The sequence below is a fragment of the Mycolicibacterium monacense genome, assembly GCF_010731575.1.
Taxonomy (GTDB): domain Bacteria; phylum Actinomycetota; class Actinomycetes; order Mycobacteriales; family Mycobacteriaceae; genus Mycobacterium; species Mycobacterium monacense.
Genome location: NZ_AP022617.1, coordinates 5,459,830 through 5,472,950, shown reverse-complemented (window position 1 = coordinate 5,472,950; position 13,121 = coordinate 5,459,830). Strand labels below are relative to the sequence as shown.

The 13,121-nt window shown below is 68.7% G+C and carries 11 protein-coding genes; 8 read left to right on the top strand and 3 right to left on the bottom strand.

Annotated elements, in window-relative coordinates; all coding sequences use genetic code 11:
* Positions 1 to 15: 15 nt before the first annotated feature.
* On the bottom strand, positions 16 to 1,692 hold the full coding sequence (locus tag G6N49_RS26265) for an NAD(P)-binding protein (RefSeq protein ID WP_011857277.1): 1,677 nt from the start codon (positions 1,690 to 1,692) through the stop codon (positions 16 to 18).
* Positions 1,693 to 1,758: 66 nt separating this feature from the next.
* A complete protein-coding gene (locus tag G6N49_RS26260) occupies positions 1,759 to 3,114 on the bottom strand; it encodes a carotenoid oxygenase family protein (protein ID WP_064917337.1) in 1,356 nt (451 codons plus the stop codon).
* A 120-nt stretch (positions 3,115 to 3,234) separates the two neighbouring features.
* Here G6N49_RS26260 and G6N49_RS26255 point away from each other — a divergent pair, with 120 nt between their 5' ends.
* The 5 genes from G6N49_RS26255 to G6N49_RS26235 all read left to right on the top strand — a co-directional run bounded on the left by G6N49_RS26255 (position 3,235) and on the right by G6N49_RS26235 (position 7,875).
* Positions 3,235 to 3,942 (top strand): GntR family transcriptional regulator, encoded by a 708-nt coding sequence (locus G6N49_RS26255; RefSeq protein ID WP_083045305.1) that lies wholly within the window; start codon positions 3,235 to 3,237, stop codon positions 3,940 to 3,942.
* A 122-nt stretch (positions 3,943 to 4,064) separates the two neighbouring features.
* Positions 4,065 to 5,621 carry an NCS1 family nucleobase:cation symporter-1 gene (locus tag G6N49_RS26250; RefSeq protein ID WP_041925410.1) on the top strand — a complete coding sequence of 519 codons (1,557 nt, stop codon included), beginning with the start codon at positions 4,065 to 4,067 and terminating at the stop codon, positions 5,619 to 5,621.
* A 54-nt stretch (positions 5,622 to 5,675) separates the two neighbouring features.
* Entirely contained in the window at positions 5,676 to 6,197 is a 522-nt protein-coding gene (locus tag G6N49_RS26245) for a PadR family transcriptional regulator (protein ID WP_011857280.1), read from the top strand.
* Positions 6,198 to 6,287: 90 nt separating this feature from the next.
* Positions 6,288 to 6,929 (top strand): PadR family transcriptional regulator, encoded by a 642-nt coding sequence (locus G6N49_RS26240; protein WP_083045306.1) that lies wholly within the window; start codon positions 6,288 to 6,290, stop codon positions 6,927 to 6,929.
* Positions 6,930 to 6,996: 67 nt separating this feature from the next.
* Positions 6,997 to 7,875 carry an oxidoreductase gene (locus G6N49_RS26235; RefSeq protein WP_064917335.1) on the top strand — a complete coding sequence of 293 codons (879 nt, stop codon included), beginning with the start codon at positions 6,997 to 6,999 and terminating at the stop codon, positions 7,873 to 7,875.
* A 4-nt stretch (positions 7,876 to 7,879) separates the two neighbouring features.
* Here the strand turns inward: G6N49_RS26235 and glpK are convergent, their stop codons facing one another.
* Complete coding sequence (glpK, locus tag G6N49_RS26230) at positions 7,880 to 9,397, bottom strand: glycerol kinase GlpK (protein ID WP_041309928.1); 1,518 nt, start codon at positions 9,395 to 9,397, stop codon at positions 7,880 to 7,882.
* A 38-nt stretch (positions 9,398 to 9,435) separates the two neighbouring features.
* Here glpK and G6N49_RS26225 point away from each other — a divergent pair, with 38 nt between their 5' ends.
* Genes G6N49_RS26225 through G6N49_RS26215 form a run of 3 tightly spaced genes read left to right on the top strand, consistent with a single transcriptional unit; the run spans position 9,436 to position 13,117 of the window.
* Positions 9,436 to 10,203, top strand: coding sequence for a class I SAM-dependent methyltransferase (locus G6N49_RS26225; RefSeq protein WP_011562250.1), 768 nt, complete (start codon positions 9,436 to 9,438; stop codon positions 10,201 to 10,203).
* Between the two features lie 58 nt (positions 10,204 to 10,261).
* Positions 10,262 to 11,581 carry an MFS transporter gene (locus G6N49_RS26220; RefSeq protein WP_011562251.1) on the top strand — a complete coding sequence of 440 codons (1,320 nt, stop codon included), beginning with the start codon at positions 10,262 to 10,264 and terminating at the stop codon, positions 11,579 to 11,581.
* A 57-nt stretch (positions 11,582 to 11,638) separates the two neighbouring features.
* The gene (locus G6N49_RS26215; RefSeq protein WP_011562252.1) at positions 11,639 to 13,117 is read left to right on the top strand and encodes a glutamate-cysteine ligase family protein; all 1,479 of its coding nucleotides are present in this window, start codon (positions 11,639 to 11,641) and stop codon (positions 13,115 to 13,117) included.
* Positions 13,118 to 13,121: the final 4 nt, after the last annotated feature.

The following is a 13,121-nucleotide window of genomic DNA, read 5'->3' as shown; positions in this document are numbered from 1 at the left end:
CGCGCAAGCGGCTCATCAAGTCTCCGGGAGCATCTCGATGGCATGCACCGGACACTGCTCGAAGCAGGCGCCACAGCCGGTGCAGCGGTCGTAGACGAATTCGTACCCGTGGTGGCCCTCGGCGACCTTGATGATCGCATCCTCCGGGCAGGCGCCGTAACAGCCGTCGCATTCGAAGCAGTTACCGCACGAGAGGCAGCGGGCGGCCTCGTATACCGCGGCCGGCTCGGTCAGGCCGCCGACCACCTCGTCGAATCCGGCGACACTGCGCTCGGCGTCGAGGTGGGGCTGCGGGCGCTGCGGGGCGTCGCCGAAGTACCACAGGTGCAGGTCGTCGAAGGCGACCGGCGGGTGTCTGGGCGCCCGCTCGCCGGAAAGGCCGGCCAGCCAGGCGTCGATGTGGCGGGCTGCCCGCTTGCCGTGCCCGACCCCGACGGTCACGGTGCGTTCGCCGGGCACCATGTCCCCGCCGGCGAACACCCCGGGGCACCCGGTCATCAGCGTCGGCGACACCTGCACGGTGCCGTCGTCGTCGAACCGCACGCCCGGCAGGGTGCGCATGAACTCCGACTCGGTCTTCTGCCCGAGCGCCATGATCACGGTGTCGGCCGCCAGCTTCTCGAACCGTCCGGTCGGCCGGGGCTGCCCGTGTTCGTCGAGGTCCATCACCTCGACCTGCAGGTCGGGGCGATCGAACGCGGTGATGGTGCGCAGCCAGTTGATGCGCACGCCTTCGCGTTCGGCCTCCTCGGTCTCCTCGGCGTGCGCGCTCATCTGCTCGCGGGTACGGCGGTAGATGATGACGGAGTCCTCGGCCCCCAGCCTGCGGGCCACCCGGGCGACGTCCATCGCGGTGTCGCCGCCCCCGTACACGGCCACATGGCGCCCGAGCTCCGGGGGCTGCCCGGCGGCCACACTGCGCAGGAACGTCACCGCATCCAGCAGCGCACCCGCGTCGCGGCCGGGGATGTCGACGCGTTTGGCCAGATGGGCGCCCACTGCGACGAAGACCGCGTCGAAATCGCCGCTGTCGCGTTCGGCGGCCAGGTCCTCGACGTGGTGGCCGCAGGTGAGCCGCACCCCCAGCGCCGCGATCCGGTCCACCTCCGCATCGACCACCTCGCGCGGGAGCCGGTAGCTGGGGATGCCGTAGCGCATCATGCCGCCGGGCTCCGGACCGGCGTCGCGGATCTCGACGTCGTGACCGCGCAGCGCCAGGTGATAGGCCGCCGACAACCCGCTCGGGCCGGCACCGACGACCAGCACCCGCTTACCGCTGCGGGCGGCCGGGGGCGCGAACTCCCACCGGTTCTGCGTCGCGAGGTCGCCGAGGAACCGCTCCACCGCGTGGATCGCCACCGGACTGTCCAATTGGCCTCGGTTACAGTGCGTTTCGCACGGGTGGTAGCACACCCGCCCGTGGATGGCGGCGAACGGATTGTCCGCCACCAGCCGGCGCCACGCCTGTTCGTGACGCCCGGCGCGGACGTGACCCAGCCACGCCTGGATGTTCTCGCCTGCGGGGCAGGCGTCGTTGCACGGCGGGAGCAGATCGACGTAGACCGGGTAGCGCAGGCGTACCGGGCCCGCCCGCGGCGTGCCGTGCGCCAGGTCGGGTAACCGGGTCAGGTCCGAGGCAGCGCCGGGCACGTCCCCGTCCGTGTCCGAGTCGCCACTGCGCTCGACGCCCATTTGTTCAGCGTAGGGACCGCGACGGCGCCAGGGGGCCGGTTGACGATAGTCGCCGCGCGAAGACGACTACCCAGCGATCCAGTTGCCGTGGAAACCGTACGGAACCCGTTGCGGCAGTTGCACCCTGGCCACCGGCGGGCCGCCGAAATCGGCGGCGTCGAGGATCACCAGATCGCTGCCGTCGCGCTGCGGGTCGTAGACGTACGCCATATACCACCCGTTCTGTTCGTCGGCGGGTCCCGAGGTGGCCGGCACGAACACCGCCTCGCCGGGTCCGACCGGCGCGTCGGCGGTCCCGAAGGCGTGTTCGACCGCCGTGCCGCTCGTCAGGTCGTAGCGCACCAACCGCTGATCGCCCACCGACACCGCGTACCGGGCAGGCAGACCCGCCAACCGGTCGTCGATGCGGGGGAACTCCACGGCCCGGTCGTCGAGCTGGCGTTCGCGCACCGTGCCCGTCGCCAGGTCGAGGGTCCAGCTCCACAGCACTCCCTCGGCCTCGAATCCGCCTGTGCCGCGCCACAGTTCGGGGTAGCGCACGGCCTGGAGCACCAGCGTGTTCCCGTCCTCGTAGGCGTTGGCGACGTGGAAGACGTAGCACGGGTCGATGTCGAACCAGCGCACCTCGCCGAAGGGGTCGTCGCGGCGCAGTACGCCGAGGCGGGCGCCGTAGTCGTCGTCCCAGCGGTAGGGCATGTCACCCTTGCCCTCGAGCGCGATGCCCATGTCGAAGACGATCGGCAGGTCCATGAAGACCACGTGCCCACTGGTCATCGCGAAGTCGTGCATCATCGTCAACGCCTTGACGTCCAGCGGCCGGTTGACGGTCAGTTCGCCATCGGCGTCGGCCCGGTGATAGGTCACGTAGGGCTCGAAGAGGTTGCCGTAGCCGAAGAAGTGCAATTCCCCGGTGGTCGGACAGATCTTCGGGTGCGCCGTCATCGAGTCGACCAGCTTGCCCCCGAAGTCGTAGGCGCCCACGGTCTGCAGGTCGTTGGTGATCTCGTAGGGCAGCGACGATTCGACGAGCGCCAGGGTCTTGCCTGCGTGGTTGACGACGTGGGTGTTGGCGACGCTGGAGTGCAGGTTGCGGCTGCCGTCGGAGTTGTAGACCGGGAAGTGCTGCTCGAAGCTCTCCGTGCGCACCCACCGGTTGCGGTACCAGGCGGCGCGGCCGTTCTCGATGCGCACGCCGTGGATCATCCCGTCGCCGGTGAACCAGTGCGCGGACGGCTGCCGCGGGTTCGGACCGTTGCGCAGGTACCACCCCTGCAGATCGGCCGGGATCTGTCCCTCGACGGGCAGGTCGAAGGCGGTGAGTTCGTCGGCGACGGGCGCGTAGTTGCCCTTGTGGAAGAACTCGTCTCCCGACGGCAGGTTGTCGGCGCTGACGGCGTCGCGCGCGTGGTCGGTCTCGGTCATGCGGACTCCTCGGGCTGGAGGGAAAAGTCTGCCACCACCCTGACAGTCCAAGAGTGACATGTCAATAGTGGAATGTCTGGAACGTCGGCGCACGCAGGCCCCGCGTAGCAGGATGTCGCCATGCCCGGTCGTCGTCACTCCGCTCTGTTGACGAGACTGTCCGCCAACCGATCGCCGGATTCGCGGCGTGCCGTGGTCGACGAGTTGCGGCGCGTGATCCTCGAGGGCGGGGCCCCACCGGGGTCTCCCATCCCGGTCAACGACGTCGCCGAGGTGCTCGGCGTCAGTGCCATCCCGGTGCGGGAAAGCCTCAAGACGCTCGTCGCCGAGGGTCTCGTCGCCCACCAGCCCAACGTCGGCTACAGCGTCGCGCTCCTGACGACCACCGAACTCGCCGAAATGTACATCGTCCGCGAGACGCTCGAGTCGGCGGCACTCGCCGCGGCGGTCGCCCATGCGTCGGAGGCCGAGCGCACCGCGGTGGCGGCGGCGCACCGCCTGCTGGAGCGGGCGGTGCGCGAAGACGACCGGCACTCCTACCACCGCCAGAGTCGGCACTTTCACATCGGCATGGCGAGGCCCTCCGGGATGCTGCGTCTGGTGCACATGCTCGAATCCGCCTGGAACATCACCGAACCCGTGCAGTTGATGGTTCACGTGCAACCGTCGGACCGGGCGGCGCTGCACACCGACCACGGCCTCATGCTCGAGGCCTTCCTCGACCGCGACGTCGATGCGCTGCTCGCCACGAGCCGGGATCACCACCGGCGGCTCAACACCGTGGTGGCGACACTCCCGCCGGACAGCGGCCTGGTGACGCGGGGCTGACCGCACGCCAACGAGTCGGCCGTGTTGCCGAACGCGCTCAAATATATTTGCGGCGCAACGACGGTGAAACACACCGCAGCTACGTTCCGTTCATCGCCACGCCGATGGACAGGAACCGCATCATGACAGACACCCGTGACCTCCCGCCGAGCGCCGTGGTCGGCGCGGGCGACATCGTCGAAGCCGCAGGGCATCCCGTCGGCAGCGGGGTGATCAAGGACAGCTACGACCCGCGGCTGACCAACGAGGACCTCGCACCGCTGGGCAAGCAGACGTGGTCGTCGTACAACATCTTCGCGTTCTGGATGTCGGACGTGCACAGCGTCGGCGGATATGTCACCGCGGGCAGCCTGTTCGCCCTGGGCCTGGCGAGCTGGCAGGTGCTGATCGCCCTGCTCGTCGGCATCGTGATCGTCAACGTGCTGTGCAACCTGGTCGCCAAGCCCAGCCAGCAGGCCGGTGTGCCGTACCCCGTCGTATGCCGCAGTTCCTTCGGTGTCCTCGGCGCGAACATCCCGGCCATCATCCGCGGCCTGATAGCGGTGGCCTGGTACGGCATCCAGACCTACCTGGCGTCGGCGGCGCTCGACGTCGTGCTGCTCAAACTGTTCCCCGGCCTGGCGCCCTACGCCGACGCCGACCAGTACGGCTTCACCGGCCTGTCCCTGCTGGGCTGGTGCAGCTTCATGCTGCTGTGGGTGCTGCAGGCGTGCGTGTTCTGGCGCGGTATGGAGTCGATCCGCAAGTTCATCGACTTCTGCGGTCCCGCGGTGTACGTGGTGATGTTCATTCTCTGCGGCTACCTGCTGTGGAAATCGGGCTGGCACGTCAGTCTGTCGCTGGGCGGCGAGAAGCAGGGCAACACGCTGGTGGTCATGCTCGGCGCGATCGCGCTCGTCGTGTCGTACTTCTCCGGGCCGATGCTGAACTTCGGCGACTTCGCCCGCTACGGCAAGAGCTTCGAGGCGGTCAAGAAGGGCAACTTCCTCGGCCTGCCGATCAACTTCCTGATGTTCTCGATCCTGGTCGTCGTGACCGCCGCGGCCACGGTGCCGGTGTTCGGCGAGCTCCTCACCGACCCGGTCGAGACCGTCGCCCGCATCGACAGCGTCACCGCGATCGTCCTCGGAGCGCTGACGTTCTCGATCGCCACGATCGGCATCAACATCGTGGCCAACTTCATCAGCCCCGCCTTCGACTTCTCCAACGTCAGCCCGCAGCGGATCAGCTGGCGCATGGGCGGCATGATCGCCGCGGTCGGGTCGGTGCTGCTCACGCCGTGGAACCTCTACAGCAACCCCGAGGTCATCCACTACACGCTGGAGACCCTCGGCGCGTTCATCGGCCCGCTGTTCGGTGTGCTGATCGCCGACTTCTACCTGGTGCGCAAGCAGAAGATCGTGGTCGACGATCTGTTCACGATGTCGGAGACCGCCAACTACTGGTACCGGAAGGGCTACAACCCCGCCGCGGTGACCGCCACCCTCGTCGGCGCCGTCCTGGCCATGGCACCGGTACTGCTCGGCGGCGTCGTGTTCGGCATGGCCGGCGCCGCGCAGTACAGCTGGTTCATCGGCTGCGGTGTGGCGTTCGCCCTCTACTACGTGCTGGCCACCCGCGGCCCGTGGCGGATGACCGCGCTGCGTGTCGCCGAGGGCGCGACGCTGGTCTCGAACTAGGCGACACCCTGCGGCCCGACATTCCACATCTGGAATGTCGGGCCGTACGCTTTCGTGGTGAGCCTCCGATTCGCCGCCCTCGGCCTCCTCGCCCAGCATCCCGGCAGCGGGTACGACCTCCTCAAACGCTTCGAGAAGTCGATGGCCAACGTCTGGCCGGCCACCCAGAGCCAGCTCTACAGCGAACTCAACCGGCTGGCCGACTCGGGCCTCATCGAGGTCACCGCCGTCGGCCCGCGCGGCCGCAAGGAGTACCGGGTGACGAGCGCGGGCCGCGCCGAACTCAGGCGGTGGATCACCGACTCCAGCGACGATCCGCCGCTGCGCCGGCCCGATCTGCTCAGGGTGTTCCTGCTCGGTGAACTCCCCCCGGCCGCCGCCCGCAGGTACGCCGCCGCATTCGCCGAACACGCCCGGTCCGAACTCGACCGCCTCGAGACGCTGCGCGATTCGCTGCGCTGGGACGACGACGACGCCGCGTTCTACGGGCGCGCAGCGCTGGAGTACGGGCTCCGGCTCGCCGCCATGGAGGCCGAGTGGGCGGCCGGGCTGACCGCGGCCATCGATGCGCGGTGACACTGACCGTTGCATCACGATAGTTTCCGATATATCGTCAACGTATCGGAAGCGCATGTGGTGCTTCCCAGACGTTGAAGGACTTTCCTCATGAGCAACCCATTCACCCCACCAGGCCCCTTCGGTTTCGGTCCCGTCCACCACTTGCGCGAGCACAGCGCCTCCGGACCGGGCTTCGGTCCCGGTTTCGGCCGTGGCCCCGGTCGCGGTCCCGGTTTCGAGTTCGGGTTCGACCCGCGGGGCGGTTTCGGCTTCGGACCGGGCCCGCGCGGTCGGCGCGGCGGTGGCCGCGGACGCGGACGGCGCGGCGACGTGCGCGCCGCGATCCTCACACTGCTGGGCGAACGGCCGATGCACGGCTACGAGATGATCCAGGAGATCGCCGAACGCAGCGACGGCCTGTGGAAGCCGAGCCCCGGCTCGGTGTATCCGACGCTGCAACTCCTCGTCGACGAAGGGCTGATCGTCGGCACCGAATCCGAGGGCAGCAAGAAGCTGTTCGAGCTGACCGACGACGGCCGGGCGGCCGCCGCCAAGATCGAGACCCCACCGTGGGAGCAGATCACCGACGACGCCGGCCCCGGTCACGCCGACCTGCGCAGCGCCGTCGGACAGCTGATGGGCGCCGTCGCACAGTCGTCCTACGCCGCGAGCGAGGAGCAGCAGGCCCGCATCCTCGAGATCGTCAACAACGCGCGCCGGGAGATCTACGGCGTCCTCGGCGAGGAATAGCGGGGATTTGGGCGTGGTTGGTTGCGCTGAGCGCGACCCACCACGCCGAAATCACGATAGGTAGGACATGCAGACCTTCTCCCTCGGATCCCACTCGGTCGGCCGCGTCGGCTTCGGCGCGATGCAGCTGCCCGGCCCCGGTGTCTTCGGCCCGCCCCGCGATCACGACCAGGCGATCGCGGTCCTGCGGCGGGCCATCGACCTCGGGATCGACCACATCGACACCGCGCAGATCTACGGGCCGAACGTCGCAAACGAACTGATCCGCGAGGCGCTGCATCCCTATCCGGCCGGCCTCGCGCTGGTGTCCAAGGTCGGCGGCACACGCGGCGACAACGGCGAATGGCTGCCCGCACAGGATCCCGACGACCTCAGGCGGCAGATCGAGGAGAACCTCGTCACCCTCGGAACGGATCGGCTGGCCGCGGTCAACCTGCGCCTGTTCGCCCGCGACGGCGGCGACGTTCCGGCCCGCATCGAGGACCGCGATCTGTTCGGCCGTCAGCTCGACGCGATGATCAAGGCCCGCGACGAGGGGCTCATCGACGGCATCGGACTGTCCCACGTCTCGGTCGAACATCTGCGGTATGCGTTGGAGCGCACCGAGATCGTCTGCGTGCAGAACGCCTTCAACCTCGTCGACCGCAGCGCGCAACCCCTGCTCGATGCGAGCACCGAGCACGGCATCGCGTTCGTGCCGTTCTTCCCCCTCGGCTCCGCGTTCACCGCCGACAACCCCATCCTGGGCAACCCCGTCATCACCAGGGCCGCAACGGAACTCGGGCACACGCCCGCGCAGATCGCGCTGGCCTGGACGCTGACGGTGGCGCCGAATGTGCTGTTGATCCCGGGCACCTCGTCGGTGGCTCACCTCGGGGAGAACACCGCCGTCCGTGACATCGAACTCCCCGCCGAGGTCGTCGAGCAGTTGAACGCCGTCGCTTAGCCGCTCACTCGACGTCGACCCAGTCCAGGGTGCGCTGTACGGCCTTCTGCCAGCCGGCGTACCCCTCGGCGCGCTGATCGTCGCTCCACTGCGGAGTCCAGCGCTTGTCCTCCTGCCAGTTGCGCCGCAGATCGTCGGCGCCGTCCCAGAACCCGACCGCCAACCCGGCCGCGTAACCTGCACCGAGAGCGGTGGTTTCGGCCACCACCGGCCGGACCACGTCGACGCCGAGCACATCGGCCTGGATCTGCATGCACAGATCGTTGACGGTGATGCCGCCGTCGACCTTGAGCACCTCGAGATGCACACCTGAGTCGGCCTCCATCGCGTCGACGACATCGCGGCTCTGGTAGCAGATCGCCTCCAGCGTCGCCCGCGCGACGTGGGCGTTGGTGTTGAACCGGGACAGGCCGACGATGGCGCCGCGGGCATCCGAGCGCCAGTACGGTGCGAACAGCCCGGAGAACGCCGGCACGAAGTACACCCCGCCGTTGTCCTCGACCTGACGCGCCAGCGACTCGCTCTGCGAGGCACCGCTGATGATGCCGAGCTGATCGCGCAGCCATTGCACGGCCGACCCCGTCACCGCGATCGAACCCTCAAGGGCGTAAACGGGTTTCGCGTCACCGAACTGGTAGCAGACCGTGGTGAGCAGACCGTTCTCGGAGCGGACGATCTTCTCGCCGGTGTTGAGCAGCAGGAAATTGCCTGTGCCGTAGGTGTTCTTGGCCTCGCCCGCCGACAGGCACACCTGCCCGACCATCGCGGCCTGCTGGTCACCGAGGATGCCGGCGATCGGCACCTCACCGCCGAGCGGTCCGTCCTCCCGGGTGACACCGTGGCAGTCCGGGCACGACGACGGTTTGATCTCGGGCATCATCTGGCGCGGAATCCCGAAGAACGACAACAGTTCATCGTCCCAGTCCAGCGTCTCCAGATCCATCAGCATGGTGCGGCTGGCGTTGGTCACGTCGGTGACGTGCACGCCGCCGCGCGGTCCGCCGGTCAGGTTCCACACCACCCAGCTGTCGGCGGTGCCGAAGATCGCGTCACCCTTGTCGGCGGCCTCGCGCACACCGTCGACGTTGTCGAGGATCCACTGCACCTTGCCCGCGGAGAAGTACGTCGCCGGCGGCAACCCGGCCTTGCGGCGGATCACGTCTCCGCGCCCGTCCCGGTCGAGCGCCGTGGCGATGCGGTCGGTGCGGGTGTCCTGCCACACGATCGCGTTGTAGTACGGCCGCCCGGTGCGACGGTTCCACACCAGCGCCGTCTCCCGCTGGTTGGTGATACCGAGCGCGCACAGGTCCCCGGCCGAGAGGTCGGTGCGGTTGAGCGCCGACATGAGGACCGATGCGGTGCGCTCCCAGATCTCCACCGGGTTGTGTTCGACCCAGCCGGCCCTGGGCAGGATCTGCTCGTGTTCGAGCTGGTGCCGGCCGACCTCGGCGCCGTCGTGGTCGAAGATCATGCACCGGGTACTGGTGGTCCCCTGATCGATGGCGGCGACGAACTCGGCCAATGCGCTCTCCCTCATGACGGCGGCTCCCGTCGTCCATCATGGTCTACATGGGAACGAAGATCGCCGACATCGACCGGATGCCCCGCGGCGGTCCCCGCGCCTCGTGTCTGGACCGCCTCCTCGAGACGAACCGCAGCGAGTACCTCGACCGCGACGACATCGATGATCGCGTCAAACGCAGCGTCGTACGGGCGCTGGACCGGACCGGTGAGCTGTTCGGCACCCACAGCAGGTACGCCGAGATCGCGCTCGCCGAGATCGCCGACGTCCCCGACCCGAAGATCCTCGAACTCGGCGCCGGCCACGGTGGCCTCTCGCGCCGGCTGCTCGAAGCGCACCCGACCGCGGAGGTCACGGTCACCGACCTCGACGAGGCATCGGTGGCCAAGATCGCCGCGAGCGACCTCGGGAGCCATCCGCGGGCGCGGGTGCAGGTCATGGACGCCACCGCCATCGACGCCCCCGACCGCGCGTACGCGCTCGCGGTGTTCGTGCTGTCGTTCCACCATCTGCCGCCGGCACTGGCGGCCAGGGCGATCGCCGAGGGGACCCGGGTGGCCGACAAGCTGCTGATCGTCGACCTGCCGCGCCCGCCCGCCCCGCTGCACGTGGTGCGGTTGCTGGCGATGCTGCCGCTCGCGCCGCTCGTCCCGTTCGCGCACGACGGGGTGATCAGTTCCCTGCGCTGCTACAGCCCCGCGGCGCTGCGTGCGCTGGCCGCCCACGCCGGCCCCGAGATCGAGGTCGAGTTGCGGGGCGGGATGTTCAGCGACCAGGTGCTCGTCGCGAGCAGGCCCCGCCACTAAGAATCACGACGCGCACAACTGTGGTGCGATCGCGCCGGTTCGGGGCTAATGGGCCAACGTGACCATCGCCGACCCGCCGATCGCCCCGGGACCCGACGCAACCGACGACCGCCGGGTGCGCACCGCGCTGCTGTCCAGCCTGGTCGGCACGACGATCGAGTGGTACGACTTCTTCCTCTACGCCACCGCCGCCAGCCTGGTGTTCAACCAGGCGTTCTTCCCCGACCAGAGCTCTTTCGTCGGCACCATGCTGTCGTTCGCGACATTCGCCGTCGGGTTCGTCGTGCGGCCGATCGGCGGATTCGTGTTCGGGCACATCGGTGACCGCATCGGCCGCAAACGCACGCTGGCGCTGACGATGTTCCTGATGGGCGGTGCCACCGCGCTGATGGGCGTCCTGCCGACGGCAGCGCAGATCGGCGTGCTGGCACCGATCCTGCTGTTGCTGCTGCGCATCGCGCAGGGGTTCGCGCTGGGCGGCGAATGGGCCGGGGCGGTGCTGCTGGCGGTCGAGCACAGTTCGGCGAAGCGCCGCGGCTTCTCGGGCAGCGTCCCGCAGATCGGGCTGGCCCTCGGGCTGGCGCTGGGCACCGGGGTGTTCGCGCTGCTGCAGGTCGTGCTGCCCGACGACGCGTTCCTGTCCTACGGCTGGCGAATCGCGTTCCTGGTCAGCGTGGTGCTGGTGATCTTCGGTGTGGTGGTGCGCCTCAAGGCGGAGGAGACGCCGGCGTTCGAGAAGGTCCGCGACGACGATCAGCGGTCGGCCGTGCCGGTCAAGGAGATCTTCCGGCCGCCGGTGCTCAAGTCGACGGTGCTGGGCATGCTGTCCCGCTGGGGCGAGGGCGCCGCGTTCAACACCTGGGGTGTCTTCGCGATCTCGTACGCGACGGCGACGCTGCACTTCGAGAAGGTGCCGGTGCTGATCGTGGTGACCGCGTCGGCGTTGCTGATGGCCGTGTTGCTGCCGGTCTCGGGTCTGCTCGTCGACCGGTTCGGCGCCAAACGCGTCTACGGCACCGGCATCGCCGCCTACGCGGTCGCGGTGTTCCCGGTGTTCGCGCTCTTCAACACCGGCAGCATGGTCACCTACACCGTCGGGATGGTGGTGGTGTTCGGGGTCATCCACGCCTGGTTCTACGGCGCCCAGGGCACGCTGTACGCGTCGCTGTTCCCGACCAGGATCCGGTACACCGGCCTGTCGACGGTCTATCAGCTCTCCGGGGTGTACTCGTCGGGTCTGACGCCGCTGATCCTCACCGCGTTGATCGCCGCCGCGGGCAACACGCCGTGGTTGGCGTGCGGCTACCTGGTCGTGACCGCGGTGATCAGTGTCGTCGCCACGGCGTTGCTGCGGCCGCGGGCACTGGCCGAACTCTAAAGGCGTGCGGGCGCCGAACGAGCGAATACCTGCGCGGGCGTCACTAGCATCGGCTGAGTGGGCGAAGAAGTGAAGCGGACCGACTTCAGCCATGCGCAGCGCCGCGAGTACCGCCGCAAGGTGCAGCTGTGCCTCGACGTGTTCGAAACGATGCTGGCGCAGTCGAGCTTCGAATTCGAGCGTCCGCTGACCGGTATGGAGATCGAGTGCAACCTCGTCGACGCCGACTATCAGCCGGCGATGACCAACTCCGAGGTGCTCGCATCGATCGCCGATCCGGCCTATCAGACCGAACTGGGCGCCTACAACATCGAATTCAACGTGCCGCCGCGGCCGCTGCCCGGCCGGGCCGCACTCGAGTTGGAGGCCGAGGTGCGGGCCAGCCTCAATGCGGCCGAGGGTAAGGCCGACTCCGACGGCGCCCACATCGTGATGATCGGCATCCTGCCGACGCTGATGCCCGAACATCTGGCGAGCAACTGGATGAGCGCGTCGACGCGCTATCAGGCGCTCAACGACTCGATCTTCACCGCGCGCGGCGAGGACATCTCCATCGACATCGCCGGGCCCGAACGGCTGAGCCTGCAGGCGGCGTCCATCGCCCCGGAGTCGGCGTGCACGAGCATGCAGCTGCACCTGCAGGTCTCCCCCGCCGAGTTCGCCCGCAACTGGAACGCCGCCCAGGTCATCGCGGGCCCACAACTGGCGCTGGGCGCCAACTCGCCGTACTTCTTCGGCCACCAGCTGTGGGCCGAGACGCGCATCGAACTGTTCACCCAGGCCACCGACACCCGGCCCGACGAGTTGAAGGCCCAGGGGGTCCGGCCGCGGGTGTGGTTCGGCGAACGCTGGATCACCTCGATCTTCGACCTGTTCGAGGAGAACGTCCGGTACTTCCCGTCGCTGCTGCCCGAGGTCTCCGACGAGGATCCGGTCGCCGAACTGGCCGCCGGGCGCACCCCGAGACTCTCGGAGCTGCGGCTGCACAACGGCACCATCTACCGGTGGAACCGCCCGGTGTACGACGTGGTCAACGGCAAACCGCATCTGCGGGTCGAGAACCGCGTGCTGCCCGCCGGTCCGACGGTCATCGACATGCTCGCCAACTCCGCGTTCTACTACGGCGTGCTGCGCACGATGTCCGAGGAGGACCGTCCGCTGTGGACCAAACTGAGCTTCGCCACGGCCGAGCACAACTTCCGCGACGCCGCGCAGAACGGTATGGACGCGCGGCTGTACTGGCCTGGACTCGGTGAGGTGACACCGGACGAACTGGTACTGCGGCAGCTACTTCCGATGGCCGACGAGGGACTGCGCCGATGGGGGGTGGCCGCGGAGGTGCGCGACCGCTACCTCGGGGTGATCGAGGGCCGGGCCAAGACCGGTCGCAACGGTGCTGCCTGGCAGGTCACGACGGTACGTGCGCTGCAGGAGCAGGGCCTGGCCCGGCCGGCCGCGCTGGCCGAGATGCTGCGGTTGTACTGCCAACGCATGCACAGCAACGAACCCGTTCACTCCTGGGACGGTCCCGCGTAGGGTC